The organism is Aliivibrio sifiae (assembly GCF_002954715.1).
GTDB lineage: Bacteria > Pseudomonadota > Gammaproteobacteria > Enterobacterales > Vibrionaceae > Aliivibrio > Aliivibrio sifiae.
Map to the genome: position 1 here is coordinate 444,810 of NZ_MSCP01000001.1, position 22,335 is coordinate 467,144.

At 38.7% G+C, this 22,335-nt stretch carries 19 protein-coding genes; 9 read left to right on the forward strand and 10 right to left on the reverse strand.

Annotated features, from left to right (window positions below):
- Positions 1-48: 48 nt before the first annotated feature.
- The 3 genes from BTO23_RS02000 to BTO23_RS02010 all read right to left on the reverse strand — a co-directional run bounded on the left by BTO23_RS02000 (position 49) and on the right by BTO23_RS02010 (position 3,929).
- Positions 49-654, reverse strand: coding sequence for a DUF2238 domain-containing protein (locus BTO23_RS02000; protein WP_060991529.1), 606 nt, complete (start codon positions 652-654; stop codon positions 49-51).
- A gap of 174 nt (positions 655-828) precedes the next feature.
- Entirely contained in the window at positions 829-2,130 is a 1,302-nt protein-coding gene (locus BTO23_RS02005) for an outer membrane protein transport protein (protein WP_060991528.1), read from the reverse strand.
- Positions 2,131-2,636: 506 nt separating this feature from the next.
- The gene (locus BTO23_RS02010) at positions 2,637-3,929 is read right to left on the reverse strand and encodes an outer membrane protein transport protein (protein ID WP_060991527.1); all 1,293 of its coding nucleotides are present in this window, start codon (positions 3,927-3,929) and stop codon (positions 2,637-2,639) included.
- An 877-nt stretch (positions 3,930-4,806) separates the two neighbouring features.
- Here BTO23_RS02010 and fadI point away from each other — a divergent pair.
- Both fadI and fadJ read left to right on the forward strand, forming a co-directional pair.
- Positions 4,807-6,135 (forward strand): acetyl-CoA C-acyltransferase FadI, encoded by a 1,329-nt coding sequence (gene fadI, locus BTO23_RS02015; RefSeq protein WP_105062862.1) that lies wholly within the window; start codon positions 4,807-4,809, stop codon positions 6,133-6,135.
- A complete protein-coding gene (fadJ, locus tag BTO23_RS02020; protein WP_060991525.1) occupies positions 6,135-8,237 on the forward strand; it encodes a fatty acid oxidation complex subunit alpha FadJ in 2,103 nt (700 codons plus the stop codon). The genes fadI and fadJ overlap by 1 nt, the downstream gene beginning before the upstream one ends.
- Before the next feature lie 113 nt (positions 8,238-8,350).
- On the opposite strand, the gene BTO23_RS02025 is transcribed toward fadJ, so the two are convergent.
- The gene (locus tag BTO23_RS02025) at positions 8,351-11,128 is read right to left on the reverse strand and encodes an insulinase family protein (RefSeq protein ID WP_060991524.1); all 2,778 of its coding nucleotides are present in this window, start codon (positions 11,126-11,128) and stop codon (positions 8,351-8,353) included.
- A gap of 166 nt (positions 11,129-11,294) precedes the next feature.
- Between BTO23_RS02025 and sixA the strand changes: the two genes are divergently transcribed.
- The gene (sixA, locus tag BTO23_RS02030; protein WP_060991523.1) at positions 11,295-11,765 is read left to right on the forward strand and encodes a phosphohistidine phosphatase SixA; all 471 of its coding nucleotides are present in this window, start codon (positions 11,295-11,297) and stop codon (positions 11,763-11,765) included.
- A gap of 94 nt (positions 11,766-11,859) precedes the next feature.
- Here the strand turns inward: sixA and smrB are convergent, their stop codons facing one another.
- Positions 11,860-12,393, reverse strand: coding sequence for an endonuclease SmrB (gene smrB, locus BTO23_RS02035; protein ID WP_060991522.1), 534 nt, complete (start codon positions 12,391-12,393; stop codon positions 11,860-11,862).
- A gap of 52 nt (positions 12,394-12,445) precedes the next feature.
- On the opposite strand from smrB, the gene prmB reads away from it, so the two are divergent.
- Together prmB and aroC are read left to right on the forward strand one after the other, a co-directional pair.
- The gene (gene prmB / locus BTO23_RS02040; RefSeq protein WP_060991521.1) at positions 12,446-13,378 is read left to right on the forward strand and encodes a 50S ribosomal protein L3 N(5)-glutamine methyltransferase; all 933 of its coding nucleotides are present in this window, start codon (positions 12,446-12,448) and stop codon (positions 13,376-13,378) included.
- A gap of 571 nt (positions 13,379-13,949) precedes the next feature.
- Complete coding sequence (aroC, locus tag BTO23_RS02045; RefSeq protein WP_060991520.1) at positions 13,950-15,035, forward strand: chorismate synthase; 1,086 nt, start codon at positions 13,950-13,952, stop codon at positions 15,033-15,035.
- A 161-nt stretch (positions 15,036-15,196) separates the two neighbouring features.
- Here aroC and BTO23_RS02050 read toward each other — a convergent pair whose 3' ends face one another.
- Both BTO23_RS02050 and BTO23_RS02055 read right to left on the reverse strand, forming a co-directional pair.
- Positions 15,197-15,838, reverse strand: coding sequence for a trimeric intracellular cation channel family protein (locus tag BTO23_RS02050; protein WP_060991519.1), 642 nt, complete (start codon positions 15,836-15,838; stop codon positions 15,197-15,199).
- Between the two features lie 111 nt (positions 15,839-15,949).
- Entirely contained in the window at positions 15,950-16,477 is a 528-nt protein-coding gene (locus BTO23_RS02055) for an MgtC/SapB family protein (RefSeq protein ID WP_105062863.1), read from the reverse strand.
- A gap of 172 nt (positions 16,478-16,649) precedes the next feature.
- Here BTO23_RS02055 and BTO23_RS02060 point away from each other — a divergent pair, with 172 nt between their 5' ends.
- Together BTO23_RS02060 and BTO23_RS02065 are read left to right on the forward strand one after the other, a co-directional pair.
- Complete coding sequence (locus tag BTO23_RS02060) at positions 16,650-17,180, forward strand: elongation factor P hydroxylase (protein ID WP_060991517.1); 531 nt, start codon at positions 16,650-16,652, stop codon at positions 17,178-17,180.
- A gap of 7 nt (positions 17,181-17,187) precedes the next feature.
- Positions 17,188-17,448, forward strand: a complete 261-nt coding sequence (locus BTO23_RS02065) for a YfcL family protein (protein WP_060991516.1) — start codon at positions 17,188-17,190, stop codon at positions 17,446-17,448.
- Between the two features lie 85 nt (positions 17,449-17,533).
- Here BTO23_RS02065 and BTO23_RS02070 read toward each other — a convergent pair whose 3' ends face one another.
- Complete coding sequence (locus tag BTO23_RS02070) at positions 17,534-17,959, reverse strand: HIT domain-containing protein (protein ID WP_060991515.1); 426 nt, start codon at positions 17,957-17,959, stop codon at positions 17,534-17,536.
- Between the two features lie 78 nt (positions 17,960-18,037).
- Between BTO23_RS02070 and lpxM the strand changes: the two genes are divergently transcribed.
- Together lpxM and clcA are read left to right on the forward strand one after the other, a co-directional pair.
- Positions 18,038-18,979 carry a lauroyl-Kdo(2)-lipid IV(A) myristoyltransferase gene (lpxM, locus tag BTO23_RS02075; protein ID WP_060991514.1) on the forward strand — a complete coding sequence of 314 codons (942 nt, stop codon included), beginning with the start codon at positions 18,038-18,040 and terminating at the stop codon, positions 18,977-18,979.
- A gap of 225 nt (positions 18,980-19,204) precedes the next feature.
- The gene (gene clcA, locus BTO23_RS02080) at positions 19,205-20,611 is read left to right on the forward strand and encodes a H(+)/Cl(-) exchange transporter ClcA (RefSeq protein ID WP_060991513.1); all 1,407 of its coding nucleotides are present in this window, start codon (positions 19,205-19,207) and stop codon (positions 20,609-20,611) included.
- Here the strand turns inward: clcA and BTO23_RS02085 are convergent.
- Positions 20,594-21,196, reverse strand: coding sequence for an outer membrane beta-barrel protein (locus tag BTO23_RS02085; RefSeq protein ID WP_061030193.1), 603 nt, complete (start codon positions 21,194-21,196; stop codon positions 20,594-20,596). The genes clcA and BTO23_RS02085 overlap by 18 nt on opposite strands.
- A 262-nt stretch (positions 21,197-21,458) precedes the next feature.
- Entirely contained in the window at positions 21,459-22,268 is an 810-nt protein-coding gene (rlmA, locus tag BTO23_RS02090; RefSeq protein ID WP_060991511.1) for a 23S rRNA (guanine(745)-N(1))-methyltransferase, read from the reverse strand.
- Between the last annotated feature and the right edge of the window lie 67 nt (positions 22,269-22,335).

The window sequence follows — 22,335 nt, forward strand, 5'->3', positions numbered from 1 at the left end:
TAATCTCCTGAAACCTGAAACCTGAAACCTGAAACCTGAAACCTGAAACTAGCCGCGTTTATGCTGAAATATCATTAACAATAAAGCGACTAACGCTCCTGATGTATCACACAACATATCTTTCTGCGCATCCCAAATATCTCCTTGTGAACCTAAAAATGCAATGCCTTCCTCACCACCAGCTGTTGCTGCATACCACCACTCAATGATTTCATACCCTGCTGCTACACTCATTAATGTAAATAAACCAAACGCCATAGCGAGTGGTGCAGAGCATTTTTTTGTTTTAATAAGGTATTCGGCAATAGGGTAGGCATAAAACCCAATAGAGAAGTGAGCAACACGATCATAATTATTACGCTCTGAGCCAATTAAGTGATTAAACCAATCAAAAGGCACGTCAGCAAAGGTATATTTAGAACCTATGGTATGTAAGATAAGCCAGACAAACATTAAAACCAATGCGGTTGTACTGAACTCGAAGCGCGAAGCCATATAAAATATCCCGGCTAAAATTAACAGTGCCGGAAGAATTTCAGCAATCCAAACGGCACGTGATACCGGATCAAAAGCGGCGAAGATAAATACACAGGAATAAAAGGCGCTAAGAGTTAATAATACAGGTTGTCGTTTGAAAGTATTGATTAAAGACATGGCTAAATGACTCCACATAATGGAATTTAAAAGAGATTATTAATTGAGTGTAGCGCGATGTGTTGTTTGAACAAGAGTTTCATTTTTATTGTGAGAGAAAGATAAAAGGTATCTTTGATTTAAATACAAAAAAGGCCTCAATAAAGAGGCCTAATATCATTCAATCAACAGTGATTAGAAACGGTAGTTCGCTTGAACACCGACTAACCATACATTACCTGTTGTTTCGCCAGTGAATTCGCCACCATATGTTGCTGGATCTTCAAGTGGGTTGGTAATGCTTGAATCTTTTCCTTCATACATTTTAGCATCTTTTGCGAATATATAAGTAAAGCCAGCATCGAAAGTTAAATTATCAGACCATGCGTAACCCGCACCCATGCTTAGCCATAAGCGATCAGTTTCAGGGATCGTTGCTGTACGATTTTCATCACTTACTGCTGAAGTATCGTAAGCAACACCTGTACGTAGCGTTACTTTCTGATTAAGGGTATAAGTACCACCTAGCGCTAAGCGATAGTTATCTTCCCAGTTTTCTTCTTTTACTAAGCTTGTATTACCGCCACCAAAGTCAGCTTCTAATTTTTCAAAGCTACTCCAATCTGTCCAGTTAAAACTTGCGTGGATAGCTACTTTATCAGTCAATTGATGGAAACTTGCAAGTTCTGCTGTTGCGGGTAAAGCAAGAGCCATTGAACCATTTTTACGGCCACCTGCAGGCAGCTTAAACCCCATACCTTCTGCGTGGCCTGTTAGGTCCAATGCTACTTCAGATTTATAACTAAAGCCGATGCGGTTTGCATCGTTGACTTGCCAAGCTGTACCCACTTGCCAGCCCCAAGCCTCATCTGTGCCTTCCATGTATTTTAAGGTTGTTCCTGCTGTGTTCGGAATCACAAATTGTTCTGGAATGATAGCCCCAAAACTACCCTCGGCGATAACATAACGAACACCGCCACCAACACTGAATTGTTGGTTGATTTTATACGCCATGTTTACGTTTATTTCTTTAGTGATAACACTAGCTTCGTTACCAAAGTTTGTTGCTGAGAAATCATCGCCTAGATCGGTTTCCATACCGTAGTTAGTGCCAACAGCAAAACCAATTGCAATTTGTTCATTTACACGATGAGAAACATATAAATTAGGAATAAATGCATCGTGTGCAAAATCTTCAGATTTAGTTGAAGTTGTACCAGATCTTTGTGTAGAGGTACCTTTAACATCAATGTTTGGGTTTACATAAATACCACCAACTGAAACTTGAGTTCCTTCTAAGTACGTTAGCATTGCTACGTTACGCCATTGCGTATCAGCGCCATCAGCGATAGCAGCTTCACCTGCGTATGCACGACCAAGACCAGTCGCTGAATACTCTGCCAATTGGAAGCCTGCTGCCATAGAATTTGTGCTTGCTACTGAGCCTAATAGACCAAGTGCAATAGCAAGAGATAGGCGGTTTTTATTATTGTTCATTGATTTTTCCATATTGGTACAAGTGTACGCTGAGTTTTGTGGTAATAAGTTGAAGTGGATAATACGTTTTAGAGTAAAAACTTCAAACAAAAAATTGATTTATTCGAGTTTTAAGCGCTTTTTTCTGTAAAAAGTTTCATTTTTAGACGGAATTTCTGTATTAATCTGGTCGGATGTGTTAATTGGGCGCACAGGTGTAGGTTTGAATTCAGGTTGAGGGTATAAGTGTACGCTGAAATTTTAGTAAAAGCAGAGGCTAGTTTTTAGGGGATAGGGACGAGAAGGAGCAGAGTTTAGATCGCTTCGCTTGCAGATTTCAGAGGTGATCGCTTAACGAACAGCTTCAAAGAAGATTCTCCCCCTTGGTTGATGAGTTATTGAGATCGATAAAGTAAATAGAAGGGGGAGTTAGAGGGGGTTGCGTAGCGTTCTAAATACTGTTTCTTAAAGATCAAAAAAGGCCAGCGTGTGCTGACCTTTTAGTTTTAAACTTTTAAGAGTAAATCTTAGAAGCTGTAGCTGTATTGAACACCAGCAAGAATTGCATCTGCGTGTGTAGTTGCAGTTAGTGAGCCTGTTGGGTCTGTTTCTGTAACATCTACGTCTTTGCCTAATAGGTAAGTCAAGCCGAAGTCAACTGTGTGTTTTTTCTCGAAGTGGTAGCTGAAACCTGCTGAGAACCACTGACGATCTGAATCTGGTACTGAAATTGATGTTTTTTCATCTTGAGCTGCTGTGTCGTACATATAACCTGCGCGTAATGTCCAAGCATCATCTAAGAAGTAAGTACCACCAATAGCGTAATGCATGCCATCTTGCCACTCATAGGTGTTTAATGTTGTGCCACCAGAAGTATTTAGTTCATCAAATGCACTCCAACCAATCCATTGTACTGAGTAGTGAACTGCAAATTTAGTGTCTTTAATTTCGTGGTAACCAGAGAACTCAGCCATGCTTGGAAGTGGCATTAATAGTTTTTGACCATCAATTTGGTTTTCACCTTGACCACCGTTATAGAACATGTCGCCTTCTGCTTCAATTTCTGGGCTGTAGTGGTATGAAAAACCAAAGCGGTTACGTTCATCTAATTCATAAACTGCACCTAAGTTCCAACCGATACCGACACCATCGGCTTCAACATCTAGAGCATTCGTGGTTATTGTTCCCCCCATTGCTGGAGGTAGTGGGGTATCATTGGCAAAACCAGTATCTCGTTTTAGTTTACCGCTGCCTTGAACTATATCTAGACCACCACCAAGGCTGAATTGTTCATTGATACGGTAAGAAACAGTCAGTGCATAGTTAATGCTTTTTACTTCAGTTGTACCACCAAATCGTTTTGCTGTCGGAGCTCCGCCAACTAGCGGGGAACCACTATCAGGGCCACCAAAGCTATCATCAAAATTATTTGTTGTACCAAAGTTAGAGTAAATACCAGCACCAAACGCCCACTGGTCATTTAAACGATAAATATAATAAATATTTGGTACAGGTGTACCGCTACCATTATTTGCATTATCAATAGATTGGCCATTATGTTGAATATCGCTTACTTTGATATCTGTATCAATATAGTTAAGACCGCCAGAAAATTGTGATGAATCAAAAAGAGCCATAGCGGCAGCGTTACGTGACATTACAGATGCATTATCAGCGATTACAGCATCACCAGCAAATGCACGGCCTAGGCCTGTTGCTGATTGTGCGTTTAGTTGGAAACCGGCAGCAGTAGCTTGTTGTGTTGCAAGAGTGATGGTAGCTGCTAGAAGTGTTTTAGAAAACAAGCGCTTCTTATTCATAATTTTTATATTCCATATATTGTTATTTCCTTTCAATTCTTACGACCGAAAAGATTTATTTTAGTTGAGACTGAGATCTCGATGCCGAGATAATAACGATCAGATCATAGACGACAAATCCGACCACTGCTAAAAAAACGTTAAAATTCGTGATCTGGTCGTGATTTGTACATAAATAGCAGTTCAGTTGATATTAATAGAGCTTAAACTCTAATTTATTATGTTGATTTCTGTTGTGTTTTTAATCTTAACTTGTTGTTTTATTTGTGAAATAAATGGAACTTTTTTACATTTAGAGCTTACACTCTAAATTGTGATGGCAGTGAAGATAAATTGATGATTAATCATGATTTTTAAGTGGTATTTTATGGTGAGTGTTAATGAATGGTAAAATTGATATGTTTTGTAACTGCTTTTGTTGTGTCTTATTGATTTGAATAAAAGTAGTAAAAGAACATAAAATTGATCTATTTCAATAAATGAATTGAGATTCACGTTATAGTTGATCTCGTTATCTGGTTGAGCAATCAACCCGTTGAGCAAGATAACATTTCCTTTTGAAGGCTGACTTTACTTTCTCCTTATCAGGTGAAACTGATTTTACAATTGGCTATTCGTTAATTGTTTTTTATTCTGACCACATCGAATGATGTGGTTTTTTTTTATCAAAATAGTCAGTAGGTTACATCCCACAGTTATCCTATTCGTTTCCATTTTTCTTAGCAATATTGTCATTTTCTACTGACAAACAATAAATTATGAGTGATTAATAATTCTCCGCTCACATTTCTACTATAACGCACTTCCCATAATTAACAAGTTAGTTACAATTCAGGTCTGACCACTTACGTTTTTAGTGTTTACGCAAGGAGATGCGATGTCAAACGGCAAACTATCAAAGACCTATCAACCACTCACAACACGACAAGGTGATCGTATTGCGGTTGTTTCAGGCATTCGAACCCCATTCGCTAAGCAATCGACCGCTTTTATTTCTACGCCTGCGGTAGATTTAGGTAAGCTTGCTGTAAAAGCGTTAATGGATAAAACGGATATCGATCCTAAATTGATTGATCAAGTTGTCTTTGGACAAGTAGTACAAATGCCAGAAGCGCCAAACATTGCACGCGAAATCGTATTAGGCATAGGAATGAACATTGGTACAGATGCTTACAGTGTGACCAGAGCCTGTGCAACCAGTTTTCAAACAACGGCTAATGTAGTTGAAAGCATTATGGCGGGCACAATAGATATCGGAATTGCCGGCGGTGCGGATTCTTCTTCCGTTCTTCCTATTGGCGTATCAAAGAAAATGGCCTCGACTTTACTTGCGTTAAGTAAAACTAAAACCATGAGCCAAAAATTATCCCTTCTTCGTACATTATCGTTAAAAGACATCGCGCCAGTCCCTCCTGCTGTAGCTGAATACTCAACGGGTATTTCAATGGGACAAACCGCAGAGCAAATGGCAAAAAGTCATGGTATTACGCGTGAAGAGCAAGATGCATTAGCTCATCGCTCTCATAGTTTGGCAGCCAAAGCATGGCAAGATGGATTGATTCAAGACGAAGTAATGACTGCATTTCCAGAACCTTATAAAACATGGTTAGATCAAGACAATAATATTCGTCATGACTCTGATCTTGCTAGCTATGCCAAATTACGTCCTGCCTTTGATCGAAAATACGGTTCAGTTACTGCCGCGAACAGTACGCCATTAACTGACGGTGGAGCGGCATTGTTACTAATGAGTGAAAAGCGAGCTAAAGAATTAGGTTATGAACCACTTGGTTATATTCGATCTTTTGCCTTTAGTGCCATAGATGTACATCACGATATGTTGATGGGGCCTTCTTATGCAACACCAATGGCGCTCGATAAGGCGGGTATTTCATTGTCTGATTTAACCTTGATTGATATGCATGAAGCGTTTGCGGCACAAACCTTATCTAACGTAAAAATGTTTGCGTCTAATAAATTTGCTAAAGAATGTTTAGGTCGTGATAAAGCCATCGGCGAGATTGATATGGATAAATTTAATGTGCTTGGTGGTTCAATCGCCTATGGCCATCCATTTGCGGCAACGGGTGCAAGAATGATCATTCAAACTTTACGAGAATTAAAACGTCGCGGTGGGGGTTTTGGATTAAATACCGCTTGTGCCGCAGGTGGTTTAGGTGCAGCAATGGTATTGGAGGTTGAATAATGACAATAGCAAAAGAAAATAACTCGATTGAACTTGTTGAAAATACCAGTGCATTTGTGTGGCATAAAGATGAGCAAAATATTGCTTGGCTGACCATTGATGTACTTAATGAAAAAATGAATACCTTAAAAGCTGAATTCGCAGAACAAGTTTCACAAGTATTAGATGAGATCGAAGCGCAGCAAAAAGAAATTAAAGGCTTAGTTATTCAATCTGGTAAGCCTGATAATTTTATTGCAGGTGCAGATATTAGCATGATAGCAAGTTGTCAAAGTTCAGTTGAAGCTCAAGCTTTGGCTGAAAAGGGGCAACAGTTATTTCAACGTATTGAAGATCTTCCATTCGCAACGGTTGCGGCTATTCACGGCCCATGCTTAGGTGGTGGACTCGAATTAGCGTTGGCATGTGATTATCGTATTTGTAGTGATGATAATAAAACTAAGTTGGGATTACCTGAAGTTCAACTCGGTTTACTTCCAGGGTCTGGTGGTACGCAGCGATTGCCGCGTTTAATCGGGTTAGTACCAAGCTTAGATATCATCCTTACAGGTAAGCAATTACGACCTAAAAAAGCAGAGAAACTGGGCGTTGTAAATGCGTCAGTACCACTGTCTATTTTATCTCGAACGGCGGCAGAATTTGCATTAAAGAAAAAATTTAAACGTAAAGTGAGTGCTAAAGAATGGGGGATGTCGAGGAATCCTGTTGGGCGTAATGTCATTTTTTCTCAAGCAGAAAAGCAAGCTCAGAAAAAAGCGAGAGGAAACTACCCTGCGATTGCCGCGATTTTAGACAGTATTGAATTTGGGTTAGACAAAGGCATTAAAAAAGGCCTACAACGAGAGGCTGAGCAATTTGGAAAGCTAGCCATGACTCCTGAATCCGCCGCGTTGCGCTCTTTATTCTTTGCTATGACTGAAATGAAAAAAGAGAAAGGCAGCGAAGCTGAACCAAAAGTCATTAATCATGTTGGTGTGCTAGGTGGTGGTTTAATGGGGGGAGGGATTGCCCATGTCTCCATCGCGAAAGCGAAGAAGAACGTCATTATTAAAGACATTAGTAATGATGGGCTATTAAATGCTTACCAATACCACTATCAACGCTTAGAAAAATTAAGAAAACGCCGAATTATTACTAAAGCGACGTTACAGCAGCAGATGCTACAACTTACTGGTGTGACTGATTTCAATGGCTTTAAAAAATTAGATATTGTTGTTGAGGCTGTCTTTGAAGATTTAAATCTTAAGCAAGAGATGGTGAAAGCAGTACAAGAACAAGGTAAAGAGGGGGTAATATTTGCGACTAATACTTCCTCACTGCCAATCGGACAAATAGCAGAAGGTGCAGATAAACCAGAGAACATTGTTGGTTTGCATTACTTTAGCCCTGTAGAAAAAATGCCATTAGTTGAGGTTATTCCTCATGCGACGACTTGTGATGGCGCGATTTCAACGGCTGTTTCTTTAGCTAAGCAGCAAGGTAAAACCCCAATTGTCGTGAAAGATTGCGCGGGATTTTATGTAAACCGTATTTTAGCGCCTTACATGAATGAAGCCGCTCGATTATTGTTAGCTGGTGAACCAATCGAAGTAATTGATGAGGCACTGCTAGATTTTGGTTTCCCCGTTGGCCCAATTTCATTGTTGGATGAGGTTGGCGTTGATATTGGTGCTAAGATAATGCCGATATTGGAGGCTGAATTAGGCGATAGATTCCGTAGTCCTGATGTGTTTAAAACTTTAATTGATGATAAGCGATTAGGTAAGAAAACCAAACGCGGCTTTTATGTTTATAAAGGTAAGAAAAAAGAACCCGATCAAGACGTTTATACCTTACTTAACATTAAACCGCATTCGCAGTTAACCAAAGATGAAATCGCAATGCGCTGTGTGCTTCCTATGTTATCTGAAGCAAAACGTTGTTTAGATGAAGGCATTATTCGTTCAGAAAGAGACGGTGATATAGGTGCTATCTTTGGTATAGGTTTCCCCCCTTTCTTAGGTGGGCCATTTAGTTATATGGCAGCACTAGGGGAAGATAAGTTAGCGGTATTAATGAAGAAATATGCCGATAAATACGGAGATCGATTCTCTCAATCATAGAAGACTTCATTGTTCGTATAATCATCGTTTTTTACAATCTAAAGAGAAAATAAAAGCCATCATAATGAACAGATTATGATGGCTTCTTTTTATTTTATCGAAGGAAGAAAAGATTATCCGAGGTTCACGTCTTTAGATCTAAGTTGAAATTCATCAATCGAATCAATCTCTAAGCCTACATCTAAGCGATCATATTGTTGATGCTCGGTGCCTTGGCTGTGCATAATCAATCGATTCGCTGTGCGTGGTTTTAATATCCCTACGACAAAACGCAGCATTTCAGTACGAGTTAAGCTCTTTAGATCGTCAGTGACTCGTTCTTTATGGTCGAAATTATGATCTTTATTACCAATACAAGCCCAAAAACGTTGTGCTCGTCCACGCAGGTTTGTATCAGGATCAGATATTTGATCAATTAATCCTTGTTTACTGCTTTGCCATTGAGATTCATTTAACTCTAGTAACACCATATAAAATGCATTTAAAAATTCATCAATTGAATCTAATAAAATAGCGGGTGGTGCCATAGGCGATTGAACGTATAAGATCAAACCTGGGTGTTTGTTTAGCGGTAAGTTTCCTGTTCCTACCATATAACCAAGTTGTTGTTTTGTTCGTATCTCGTGGAAAAAAGATGCCGACATTAAATGGTTTGCTAAGGTATATAACGCAAAACTGCGAGGATCTTCACTTGGAGACTGATAATAAATCAACAAGGCTGAATCAGAATGATCACAGAATAATTCTCGCTGGAAAGTCCCTGAGTTACCTAACATGATTAGAGGTCGGAAAGATTCTTCATAGGTTTGATTCTGCATGCGTAATGCATTTTTGAGAGAATCGCCCAAATCGAGCGCTTGTTGTTTTGACCAATCACCATAAACAAACATTTCGACATGCAATTCAGAGAACATAGCCTGAACAAAGTTAGGCAGATCATCCGATTCTATACTTTCTAACGCTTCAAGTAATACAGGGTAAGGGGGGTTGTTTGGTTGTAAAATTCCCGATAATGCATTAAAAAGCTGTGAAATAGGACGCTCTTTGGAGGCATTACTCCAATGACGGATTAATTGTGTTTTGATAAACTCAAAGCGCTCTGCACTGAATTCTCGAGTCGTAAAACGCTTTAAAATAACATCTAATAATAAAGATTGTTTTTGACTGAACCCGGATAAAGTCAGTGTGACACCACCCTGATGGCAATAAAGGTTATAGCCCATGCCTGCTATTTCAGCTTGGTAGGTTTCTTCGCTTAGCGCATCCATAAGCATTTCAACACACAAACGAGTCTTCACTATTTTTCTAGGGTCTGATATTGAATGAGGACTATCAATCGCGATGTAAACCATACCTTTAGGTACATGAAATTCGTCTTCTTGTTTATGCCATAACCTGAACCCGGGTAAATCTTCAATCAAAGTTGGGAACTCTGTGACCTTGCTTAATGATTGAGGTTCTAGGTTGTAACAAATGTACGGGTTTTTTTCTGGTAAAAGTAAATCCGGATGCAGCTCTTTGGTATTCCAAGTGGTTATTTGCTCTTGGCTAAGAGGGCGAACTGAATAAGGTGTGTGGTACCATTTATCTTTATGATCATACTCTAACCCTTGTGCGACCAAGGTGACTCGCATTTGTTCAGGCGTTAATAAGTTAAGCAGGTCGACGATTTGATTTTCATGGTAGCCTTCCATCATATAGTCAGCGTATATTACATCTTCTGCTTGATAGCGCTGTAGATTCATCACTAAATGACTGACTAAATCTAATGGTTTTGTTTTTTCTTGGAATTGAAATGCAGATTCTAGAACGGCTTTTTTCTCATTGTAGCGCCATTCATCAAGCCCTTGCTGCTTAATTAATTCAATATATTGGAAAGTAAGAGTGATAATCTCATCGGTCTTATCAAGCCCTTTCTCTGTTAGGTTATAAGCCAGAGTAAATTCTCTGAAATTACTGCCACTGACCCCCCCACCTGCGGTGAGTGAATTAATGTAACCTAATTTTTTTAGGTGGATCATCAGGCTGCCATCACCTTCATAACCCAGTAAGTGGCCAAGATAATTTAATGGTTTTGTTTTGTAGAAGCGATCTTGATTTGGTAAATGAAACGCTAAACTTAATTTACGAACTTCTTTTAATGGCTCAATATTTATCCAGCAGCCTTGCTCTTTATCGGTGACATAAGGAACATCAACGACTTTATGACCAAGATTTTGATTTGGAATAGAACCAAAAGATTGAGTTGCAAGTAGCTCTAATTCACATAGAGGACGGTTTCCAAGAACGACAGCCGTCATTAAATCAGCGGAATAATGTTGTTGGTAAAAGGCCAGCATTTCATCTCGAATTGAAGAACCTTCGGCATCTGCCAAGGTATCAATACTGCCGACTGAAAATTTGGAAAAAGGGTGCGCTTGATTAACGGTTTCTTTATGTACTTGGTAGATCCGGCGAACGTCGTCTTTCAGTTTTAATTTATATTCTGAATCAACGGCTTTTCTTTCTTTATCAACGGCTTCTTCGTTAAATAAAGAGGCGTAGAAAAACTGACCAAAACGGTCAAGGCCTTCTTCAAAAGCATTATGTGATATTTCAAAAAAGAAGGTGGTATTTTCGGTTCCTGTCCATGCGTTGTTTGACCCTCCTTGTTGATTGATAAAAGAGTGAAACTCACCGATTTTAGGGTATTTTTCAGTACCAAGGAATAACATATGTTCTAAAAAGTGGGCAAGTCCTGGACGATGTTCAGGATCATCAAAATGGCCGACATTTACTGAAAGGGCAGCGGAAGAGCGAGGCGCTGTTTCATCTTGGATCAGTAATACCGGTAATTTGTTATCGAGTTCAATGAATCGATAGTGTTTTTTATCGTTTGGGCTGATATGCACAGGGTGCTCCTGTTTTAAGGCATAGGTGGACGGTTTAACGCCCTCATTTTTATATTTATTTTTTTAATTATGGCGCTGATACCACAGAGTAGCAAACTCTCTCTTTCCTCTTTTTGGTTTTGCTTGCTACTATTGTGAGGTTAGTAATGATTTTGAGAATGAATAAATGAAAGTATTCATAATGCGTCACGGTGAAGCGGAGGCTTACGCCCCTTCAGATGAAGAGCGAAATTTAACCTCACATGGTGAGAGTCAATCTGCAAAAATCGCCCAATGGTTGATGGCTGCGCATGGCGTTACGTTTGATTATGTTTTAGTGAGTCCGTATGTCCGTGCTCAACAAACGTGGAATACCATTAAACCTATCCTAAATGTTGCGGATGCGAAAGTTGAAATCTCTGATGAGATAACGCCTTATGGTGATTCGGATGACGTGGTGGAATATGTAAAAGCACTAGGCAGTGTTGAAGAGATTGAGAATATTTTAATTGTGTCTCACCTACCATTAGTCGGGTATTTAACGGCGGATTTTGTTCCTGGAATTATGCCTCCGATGTTTCCTACCTCTGCAATTTCTTGTGTTGAGTTTTCTCATGCAACAGGTAAAAGTGAATTTTTGTGGTTACAACAACCATAACTCTGAATTTTATCTAAATGAAAGTTTAGGTGTCAGTCATTAATAAAAAAGATCCCTAAGTGTTTGTGCACTTATTTTGGGATCTTTTTTATTTTTATCGATCGGGAATTGAAAGCAGCACTAAAATAGCGCCAGCGCCTCCAAACTCTAACGGTGCTTGGTGAAATGCCATTACATCTGGATGTTGAGCTAGCCATAAAGGCACTTTTTGTTTAAGAATGTGCTTTCCAATACCGTGCATAACACTGGCACATGAAATGTTCTCTTTTAAACAATAGGCAATCATTGAACCCAGTTCACGCTTTGCTTCATCTTGTTTCATTCCATGCATATCTAAAAAGACATCAGGAACATAAACACCACGACGCAGACGCTTCACTTCGTATTTTGATACATCATCACGGGCATAACGAACTGGTCCTTCTGTATTCAGAAGTGGTACAAATTCGTCAGAAAAGAAAAACTCTTCATTTTTCCCTTCTTTTAATGATTTTCTTTGCTGTTGTTGTTCGCTAAAGTTCTTACTCGGTTGATGGATTATGGTATCCTGTTGCAACTTTTTAGAGCCTTGTACTGCTTCACGGAACAGCGAAAGTTCGTCATCTGATAGGTGGTCGTTTTTGCTCATTTTAAGATTCCAATAATTAACAGCAGTATTATAACTTGTTTTGGGGGCAATTTTGGATAAGATTTTTGTAGAAGAGGCCGTTTCTGAGCTTCATACGTTACAAGATATGTTGCGTTGGACAGTAAGCCGCTTTAACGCTGCAGGTCTTTTTTATGGCCATGGTACAGACAATGCATGGGATGAAGCTGTTCAATTAGTACTTCCTACACTGTATTTACCTATTGACGTTCCTGCGCATGTACGTGAATCTCGTTTAACGTCAACTGAACGTTTACGTATTGTTGAGCGTGTCGTTCGTCGTATTAATGAACGCATTCCAACGGCTTATTTAACCAATAAAGCGTGGTTTTGTGGCCTTGAATTCTTTGTTGATGAGCGTGTTCTTGTGCCTCGTTCACCAATTGCTGAGTTAATTGAAACGCAATTTGAACCTTGGTTAAAAGAAGAACCAACTCGAATTATGGATCTTTGTACTGGCAGTGGTTGTATTGCGATTGCTTGTGCCCATGCGTTCCCAAATGCAGAAGTTGATGCAATTGATATTTCAACAGATGCGTTAATGGTTGCAGAGCAGAACGTGCAAGATCATGGCATGGAGCAACAAGTGTTCCCTATGCGTTCAGATCTTCTGCGTGATATCCCTAAAGATCAGTATAACTTCATTGTTTCTAATCCACCGTATGTGGATGAAGAAGACATGAACAGCTTACCTGAAGAATTTGAGCATGAACCTGAGTTAGGTTTAGCTGCAGGATCTGATGGTTTGAAATTAGTTCGTCGTATTCTTGCGAATGCACCTGATTACCTAACCGATGAAGGCTTCTTGATTTGTGAAGTAGGTAATTCTATGGTTCATATGATGGAACAATACCCAGAAATTCCATTTACTTGGATTGAGTTTGCAGAAGGTGGACATGGTGTATTCATGTTAACTAAGCAACAGCTTTTAGATTGTGCTGATGAGTTTTCTCTTTACCGAGATTAATGATTAAGCGTTATCTAGTAATATTGGCCTGATAGTGATATCGGGCTTTTTTGTGTCTGTATGTTAATACTCTTTTGTTTGTGACATGGCAAAATCTAATCTTTCACGTAACAGAGCCTGTTTTTTCACGCTATTGTCTTTACCAAATATTTTTCTTACTAAATAAAGTAATTTCATAAAATTGACGCCTCTTTTCATTTGATATAAATAAAGCAGGATTAGTGCCAATCTTGGCTCTGATATTTTGTTTATTGATATATTTATCGACAGTTCAAATGAATACCTTAATTTAGTTATTGATAATTTACTTAATCAATGGGTTAAATCGACTTTATTATTGAATGAATTAGATTGTATTGTGATCCTTTGAATCGTATTTGAGAGTAAGCTCTTATATATCTATTTTTTATTGGCTAGATGAAAAATGGGTAAGTTCTAATAAGAGAAAGAGTAAAGATAAACGCAGGCTAGGGGTTTACTCTTAAAGCGATTCAAGACAATATGGATTTATTAAGAATTGATCATTAGTCTGGTTGTGTATGACTAATCAACAACATTTACAGAGGAAGTAATGGCTGGAAACTCTATTGGACAACATTTTCGAGTAACAACGTTTGGTGAAAGCCATGGATTAGCATTAGGTTGCATTGTTGATGGCTGCCCGCCAGGGTTAGACTTAACAGAGGCAGATCTACAAATCGATTTAGATCGCCGTAAACCAGGCACATCAAAATATACGACACAGCGCCGAGAAGCGGATGAAGTTAAAATCTTATCGGGTGTATTTGAAGGTAAAACGACAGGTACATCAATTGGCCTGTTAATTGAAAACACAGATCAACGCTCTAAAGATTATTCTGAAATTAAAGATAAGTTCCGCCCGGGACATGCTGATTACACTTACCATCAGAAATATGGACAACGCGATTATCGTGGTGGTGGTCGTTCATCTGCTCGTGAAACGGCGATGCGTGTTGCAGCTGGTGCTGTCGCAAAGAAATATCTGAAACAAGAGTTTGGTATCGAGATCCGAGCTTATCTATCACAGATGGGGGATGTTGCCATTGATTCTGTTGATTGGAATGAAATCGAAAATAATGCCTTTTTCTGCCCAGATGCGAGCAAAGTTGAAGCTTTTGATGAGCTTATTCGTAAGCTAAAGAAAGAGGGGGATTCTATTGGTGCTAAAATTACCGTCGTAGCACAAGGTGTTCCGGTTGGTTTAGGTGAACCTGTATTTGATCGTTTAGACGCAGATGTTGCTCATGCTCTGATGGGAATTAATGCCGTTAAAGGTGTTGAAATTGGCGATGGTTTTGAAGTAGTGCAACAGCGTGGTTCGGAACATCGTGATCCATTAACTCCTGAAGGATTTAGCTCAAACCACGCTGGTGGTATTTTGGGCGGTATTTCATCTGGCCAAGACATTGTGGCTCATATTGCACTAAAACCGACGTCTAGTATTACGGTTCCGGGTGAAACAATTACTCGCAGTGGTGAAAAAACAGAGCTAATTACGAAAGGTCGTCATGATCCTTGTGTTGGTATTCGTGCTGTGCCTATTGCAGAAGCGATGCTAGCGATTGTCGTGATGGATCATTTAGTTCGTCATCGTGGACAAAACTTTGGCGTACAGACTGAGACACCGAAGATTTAGGTGATTTCGGGACTAGTTTTTAGAGACGAGTAAGAGCGAGTTAAAGCGGAAGAATAGTCTTTTACTATTAATAGACACAAATAAAAAGAGCCAGATTGATGTTATATTCAATCTGGCTCTTTCTGATCGTACTCGTCCCTAAAATCTAATCTCTTTGCAATTTATCTTTTTTCAATCGTCTCTGGTTGCTCTTCTGCAATATCCAAATGAAATACAGGTAAGCACCAACCAAATTTTACTGCTGCCATACGAGCAGAGAAACCGATAATAATAGTAGCGATAGTTGCGATCAATTCGCTGACATTAAAGTGTAATAATCCGATGTATAGAACAGAGGATAATAGTGATATAGACGCATACAGTTCTTTGTGCAATACCATTGGCATTTGGCGACAGAATAAATCACGTAATAAACCACCAAACACACCAGTGACGATAGCGGCAACCACACAAATTAATGGATGTAACCCCATATCTAATGCGACTTGAGAGCCGATAATACTAAAAACAATAAGACCAATTGCATCTAATAATACAAAGAAACGATGGTTTTTTGCTACCCATGGGCCAATCCATGTGGTTAATACGCCTGCTATGCAAGTGATAACAAGAAAATGTGGATTCTTCACCCAACCAACTGGATAGTGACCCAGCAAGATGTCACGCACAGTACCGCCACCAATTGCTGTTGCACTGGCCACCAGCATAACACCAAACCAATCCATTTTTTTCTTACCAGCGGCTAATGCACCTGTCATTGCTTCAGCTGTAATCCCAATAATATAAAGAATTGTTAATAACATTTTCTAATACCATACCGTGTCGTGTTGGTGAAATAATAAGGCAGGGATTTTATGAGATTAAATCAATAATGACGAATGAAAAAAACTATTCTGATTCTTTTCGGATTAGTTTTATTTATGCCTCTTGTCGAGGTTTTGAGATCTTGGTTTGTGGGTTCTTATATTAAGGAATTTTTGATGTACGCCTCGACGAAGACTTTTAAACGTATTCTCAAGCTTATCAATACCTAATAAAACAAATAAAGCGAGTAGGGTAATGATGATTGATTGTTGAATGTAGCCTAAGGCTATCATCATACCTAATGCAGCAAGAACCCAAATAATAGCTGCAGAGGTGACACCATGAATTTTTCCATCAAGGGTCATCATTACACCAGCGCCAAGAAAACCAATACCAGTAATGATTTGTCCAAGAACTCGTGCATGGTCAAGGGAATTCACAGATAAAGACATGGCCATCGCTAAAAAGAAATAAGTACCTGAAATAATTAAAATAGAGGTTCTTATTCCTACTGGTTTCCCTCTGGTTTGTCTTTCAATACCAATTAATAAACCGTTAAAAGCACAAGCTGAAATAGCAGTCCAAGAAAAAGGGCCTAAATCAAGTAATTGAGCAAGTTGCAAAGTGATGTCGTTCACGGGTGGTGAAGCTCCAGTAGAAGGAAAGAGATAATTATTGAGAGTATCAGTACACACTTTTTACAGATAATGAATAATTTTGAAACAGAGGATAAAAATTATTTATCTAGATAGGTCTTTGTCTGTGCTTAAGGTAGAATGTTGCCCTCTTTATTATAGCTAAGCTTTTCGTATGTCTCATCAATACCAAGATTTAATTTCTATTTTTAATACTACTTTTTTAGAGTCTTTTAATACGAAACTCGTATTAGGTGGCGATGAACCTATTTACTTACCGGCAGATAGTGAATTTGATTATCATCGTATTATTTTTGCTCGCGGTTTTTATCAGTCAGGTATGCATGAAATAGCACATTGGTGTGTTGCAGGTCCTGAACGTAGATTATTAGAAGATTTTGGTTATTGGTATGAGCCAGATGGTCGAACAGAGCAAGTTCAATCTGAATTTGAGAAAGTAGAGATCCGTCCTCAAGCGTATGAGTGGATCCTATCATTAAGTGCTGGCCTAAAATTTAATGTCAGTTGTGATAACTTAAATGGTGATTTTGAGCCAGATCGTTTAGCATTCATGGCTAAAGTAAATAATGAAGTGATGGGTATTTTAGATAATGGATTACCTCCTCGTGTAGAAATGCTGTCAAATGCACTGCGTGAGTTTTATCAAATAGCCCCTCTAACTAAAGAACAGTTTATTGTCCAATAGGAAAAAGATGATCATTGAATTTGAAGAAAAAATGCTTGAACTGATTGATGCTCGTATTGAAACAGCATCGGATGATGAGTTATTTGCTGGTGGCTACTTAAGAGGCCACATTTCGTTATCTGTTGCGAAATGCGAAGAGCAAAGCATTGGTGATGTTGAAGTGTTGAAAGCTCGTATTAATGAGAGTCTTGAAGAAGCTAAATCGGAATTATCTCCTGCGGACCGCATTATTGTCGCTGATCTATGGGATGAGTTGCAAAACGCTTAAAATCATAAAGATTAAATGAAATGAAAAAAGGCAGGTCTATTGAGTCCTGCCTTTTTTATATCGTAATTTTTTAATTTGGTGTTAATTAGCGCTTAAAGCCTGATATCGCATCTAGTTTATCACGCAGCAAATATACTAGTGAGGTTTGAGCAGATTGCTCTCTGATCACGCCATTGGTGTTTCCCCAGACTGGCCCAGGCCAAGCACAATCAGTTGTAAAGCGAGCTATGTGGTGAATGTGTAACTGAGGAACTAGGTTTCCTAATGCACCAATGTTAATTTTATCTGGTGTAAAGTTATCTTCTAGTAGTTGAGCTACCGCGCTTGATTCCTGAATAAACTGGATCTGTTGTGCTTCTGTCATATGGTGGATTTCTTTCAAATCAGTAATTCTTGGTACTAAAATCAACCAAGGCCCAATGTCTTCCTTAATCATTAACACTTTGCATAGAGGAAGGTTACCTAAAATGATGCAGTCTTGTTGTAAACGAGGGTGTAATTGAAAAGCCATTCGTATTTCCTTGGTTTCTATCAGCAATGCTTTGTTATATCATAATCAGCTGATAATGAAGAATAAGTGAATCTATTCATGAGTGAAAAAGTCGATAAAAACGTTTATAACCCAACTTTTCAATGGGCGTTTCTGCATCCTAGATTTTGGCCTACGTGGTTAGGAATTGGTTTTGCTATTATTTTGGCTTTTATTCCATTTCGATTGCGCGATAAATTAGCGGCAAAGATCGTAAAATTAGTATTAAAAAAACCAAGTGGAGGCATTAAACGCGCTAAGTTAAATATCGCCACGTGTTTCCCTGAGAAATCAGAACAAGAACAACTAAAATTATTAGAAGATACTTATATTACGGGGGCTCAAGTCATGCTTGGCTTCTCAGAATTATTAGTTCGTAGTCGTAAGCATAATGAAAATCGAGGTATTTTTGTTGGAGCTGAAAATTTATTCCCATTGTTAGAGCAAAAAGAGAATATTATTATTTTAGCGCCTCATGCGTGGGCAATTGATTTTCCTGCTATTTTATTAGCATCACGTGGTTATCATGTAACAACGATGATGAAACCACAAAAGAACCCAATTACAGATTGGCTAATGCATGTTCAGCGTATGCAGTATGGCGGTAAAATTTACGCGCGTAGTGCAGGTATTAAACCGTTAATTAAAGCGATCAAAGAAGGGTATTTAGCTTACTATTTGCCAGATGAAGATCATGGTCCACAAAATAGTGTTTTTGTGCCATTTTTTGCTACGCAGAAAGCAACCTTAAAAGGCTTTGGTAAGCTTGCTCGTTTATCTAAAGCAAAAGTAGTTCCAATGTTGCCATCATATAATGCAGAGACTGGGCAATTTGAAATTATAACCTTGCCTGCCATTGCTGATTTTCCATCTGGCGATGAAGAAACTGATGCGAGAGCTATGAATATTGCGATTGAGCAGCTAGTAACAGAGCGCCCAGAGCAATATATGTGGGTACTCAATTTATTGCGTTCTCGTCCTGATGGTAGCCGTCTTTACTAGAAAAGTATTTTAGTTTTCTTAAGCCCATTTAATTGAATAAATTAAGTGGGCTTTTTTTGTTGCTATTTATTTCTTTGATTTATATCAAAGGTCGATCTTGGTCATTTAATCAATCTAAGTTTTTACAAATGGTTAGGGTCTATTCAATTACAGAGCGTATAATTATTTCTGAACTCCATTCCGTTAATGCTGATAATGCTCTTTAGTGCTAAGTTGATTTGATAAATGCCAAAATCACCAAATTTTCGCTTCTTTCAAGGTGGGATGTTAAAGCATCGTACTACTCCTAAGTTTTTAACAACACAAACTGATTACTATGCACTGCTTTTTCTATCGGCGTTAGTTGGTGGTATTGCAGGCTCTGTTGTGGCTTTATTTGAAGCTTCAATTCGTTTGATTTCCGAACAACGCTTACATTTCATTCATAACTTCCCTTATTCTGAATATTTAGCTCCTGTTGCCGCAGTACTTGCGGGTGCTGCAATGGCTGCTTTAGGTTTTTGGCTTACCTTCCGATTTGCTCCAGAAACGGCAGGCAGTGGCATCCCTCATATTGAAGGTGCATTAGATGGAACTCAGGAAATTCGTTGGGCGAGAGTACTACCCGTTAAATTTATTGCAGGTACATTGACTATTGGTTCGGGAATGGTACTTGGTCGTGAAGGTCCATCTATTCAAATTGGTGGTGCTGTTGGACGAATGATTGCAAGCAAAGGAAAGCGGTTTAGCCATTCTTCCCATATTTTAACAGCAGCAGGCGCAGCAGCAGGTTTAGCTGCCGCATTCAATGCACCCTTAGCGGGGATTTTGTTTGTTGTTGAAGAGATGCGTCCTCAATTTCGATATAATATTACGTCGATTAAATGTGTGACATTAGCTACTGCGGTCGCAACCATTGTTATGCGCTCTTTACATGGACAAGAAGCCTTTTTAACTATACCAAGCTTTGATGTCCCTCCATTGCGTTCCCTGATTCTATTTGCCATTTTAGGTATTATATTTGGCATTATTGGTGTTAATTTTAATAAATGGATACTAAAAGGCACAAGTAAAGTAAAGAAATTTCATCAGAATAAATTGTCTCGTATTGTATTAATGGGGGCAGCGTTTGGTGGCACGTTTGCTTTGTTGCATTTAGTTATTCCAGAATTATCTGGCAGCGGTATGGAAATCATCACTGAGATGTTTTATAGCCCAATGGCTTGGATGCTTATGGTTGGTTTCTTTGTTTTGCGAGTTATCGTGACGGTTGCTTGTTTCTCATCGGGTGCGCCGGGGGGGATTTTTGCCCCAATGCTGGCATTAGGTACCTTACTTGGTTTGTCTTATGGTGTGGTAATGGCAACGTGGTTTCCTGGCTGGATATCAAATCCTGGGGTCTATGCAATTGCAGGCATGGGAGCATTATTTGCTGCGACAGTACGAGCACCTGTGACGGGAGTAATTCTGGTTGTAGAGATGACCAATAATTATCAGTTAATATTGCCTTTACTTGTGACAACATTAGGAGCAACTTTTATTGCTCAGGCATTAGGTGGGCAACCTCTATATTCTGCATTATTAAAGCAATCTTTACTCAAAGACAAAGAGTTGAGGGCTGACCACCAACCTCCTTTAAAAGATATAGCTTAAGATTAATTGACTTGATAAAAGATCGATAGCTATACCATCTGAAATCACTCTCCCTATAGTATAACTTGCTGCTATATTTAATGAATATGGCAGTGAGTATCCAATTTCCACTCCATAAGATAGACCAACTTCTTTTATTGATTTTTCACCAGAAATAGTTGTTTGTAAGGTTGTTCCGTTTACACTTGTTTGCGATAAACTATCAACCATTAAATCTAAAGAATATTGATGAACCCCAAGAATACTTGCCAAATAGAAATCAGAGTCAAAAAGATAAGACTGATATTTTAGGTTCATACCTACAGAGCTAGCATCTATTTCTACATTATCATAACCAATACCATCGGTTAAATGATGTTCATAACTTCCTATCTGACTATACTCTAACTCAATAACAAGATTGTAATTTGGTGCTAATACAAATGGATAACCGATCTTTACAAATACGCCATCGTCTAAATCAATTTCAGCCCCATTTAATGTTAATGATGATTTTTCTAATCCAGATGACAGGTAAATATTATCTAGTTTAGCGAAACTATGACTAGAAATAAGGAGCAACGTACAAATAAGTAAACACTTCATAAGATTCATCCATATTGATTAATATGTAAGTATCAGACCAGACAATACCTCTCCTCGTTGTTCTCTCGGAGTTTGATAAAATAGTGCTTTATCGGTGTATTGTGATCTACATCAAGTTTTACGCTGCGTTTTTATATTGTAGGCAGGAATCGATGAAAAATGAGAGCGAGATGGAAGGTGGTGAGGGTTTATTTACAAAAATACCAAATAACTTATTATTAATTAAATAGTTATCTGGTATCTTATTTTTGAGAATTGTTATTTACTTTTTGTAAACCCTAATCATAAAGTCTGCTTTGCAGTTAAAAGAGGCTCTATTTTTAAGTTCAGCTTTGAACTCTGTAGTTGCTTTCCATGCAAAAGGTGTCATGTCTAATAAATGGAGTGCTTCTTGACCATTTAAATGCATATCGTAAGTTAATTTCTTTTCTTCAATAAGTTCAAAACCAATGAGTTCTTCTGCTGTCTCATCATGTAAGCGAACATCACCATACACACCTTCACGTAATTCGTATAAATGATGGCTTGCCGGTGTTACTGTAAATAAGTATCCACATCCTTTAATTGTGCGGTGGAGCTCTTCTGCTTTACATGGTGCATAGATTCGAACAATGCCATCTAAGCTTTGATCTGAAAATGGTAAACGATGGCTAGAAGCGACGCTAAATTGGCAATTAAGATAGCGTTTCGCTGCATATTTAATGGCAACCTTTGAGATATCAAGCCCAAAGACGGTTGCGCTTTTACCACTTAATTGTTCGGCAATTTTTGAGGTGTAATAACCTTCGCCACAACCAATATCTAATAGATTTGCAGAGCTATCGGTTACGTAATGCTGACATAGGTCTGCAACTTGTTGTTGCATTGGTTGGTAATGTCCCGCCTCAAGAAATGCACGTCTTGCTTGCATCATTTCTTTATTATCACCTGGATTTTTAGAACGTTTATGATGAGCAGGCATCAGGTTTACATAACCTTCTTTCGCATTATCAAACTGATGGTTGTTTTCACAACGATATTGGTTGCTAATAAGGTGCAACTCGCATTGGCATAAAGGGCATTGATAAGACATAACCAGACCTGAAATTAGATTAGGGCAGCAGTGTACTTCTTCATTTCTAGAATAAAAAGACCCATCA

What these genes read in the sequence shown, in the direction of transcription:
- BTO23_RS02000 (WP_060991529.1), bottom strand. Translation starts at nt 654, where the DNA reads ATGTCTTTAATCAATACTTTCAAACGACAACCTGTATTATTAACTCTT.
- BTO23_RS02005 (WP_060991528.1), bottom strand. Translation starts at nt 2,130, where the DNA reads ATGAACAATAATAAAAACCGCCTATCTCTTGCTATTGCACTTGGTCTA.
- BTO23_RS02010 (WP_060991527.1), bottom strand. Translation starts at nt 3,929, where the DNA reads ATGAATAAGAAGCGCTTGTTTTCTAAAACACTTCTAGCAGCTACCATC.
- fadI (WP_105062862.1), top strand. Translation starts at nt 4,807, where the DNA reads ATGTCAAACGGCAAACTATCAAAGACCTATCAACCACTCACAACACGA.
- fadJ (WP_060991525.1), top strand. Translation starts at nt 6,135, where the DNA reads ATGACAATAGCAAAAGAAAATAACTCGATTGAACTTGTTGAAAATACC.
- sixA (WP_060991523.1), top strand. Translation starts at nt 11,295, where the DNA reads ATGAAAGTATTCATAATGCGTCACGGTGAAGCGGAGGCTTACGCCCCT.
- smrB (WP_060991522.1), bottom strand. Translation starts at nt 12,393, where the DNA reads ATGAGCAAAAACGACCACCTATCAGATGACGAACTTTCGCTGTTCCGT.
- aroC (WP_060991520.1), top strand. Translation starts at nt 13,950, where the DNA reads ATGGCTGGAAACTCTATTGGACAACATTTTCGAGTAACAACGTTTGGT.
- BTO23_RS02050 (WP_060991519.1), bottom strand. Translation starts at nt 15,838, where the DNA reads ATGTTATTAACAATTCTTTATATTATTGGGATTACAGCTGAAGCAATG.
- BTO23_RS02060 (WP_060991517.1), top strand. Translation starts at nt 16,650, where the DNA reads ATGTCTCATCAATACCAAGATTTAATTTCTATTTTTAATACTACTTTT.
- BTO23_RS02065 (WP_060991516.1), top strand. Translation starts at nt 17,188, where the DNA reads ATGATCATTGAATTTGAAGAAAAAATGCTTGAACTGATTGATGCTCGT.
- BTO23_RS02070 (WP_060991515.1), bottom strand. Translation starts at nt 17,959, where the DNA reads ATGGCTTTTCAATTACACCCTCGTTTACAACAAGACTGCATCATTTTA.
- lpxM (WP_060991514.1), top strand. Translation starts at nt 18,038, where the DNA reads ATGAGTGAAAAAGTCGATAAAAACGTTTATAACCCAACTTTTCAATGG.
- clcA (WP_060991513.1), top strand. Translation starts at nt 19,205, where the DNA reads ATGCCAAAATCACCAAATTTTCGCTTCTTTCAAGGTGGGATGTTAAAG.
- BTO23_RS02085 (WP_061030193.1), bottom strand. Translation starts at nt 21,196, where the DNA reads ATGAAGTGTTTACTTATTTGTACGTTGCTCCTTATTTCTAGTCATAGT.
- rlmA (WP_060991511.1), bottom strand. Translation starts at nt 22,268, where the DNA reads ATGTCTTATCAATGCCCTTTATGCCAATGCGAGTTGCACCTTATTAGC.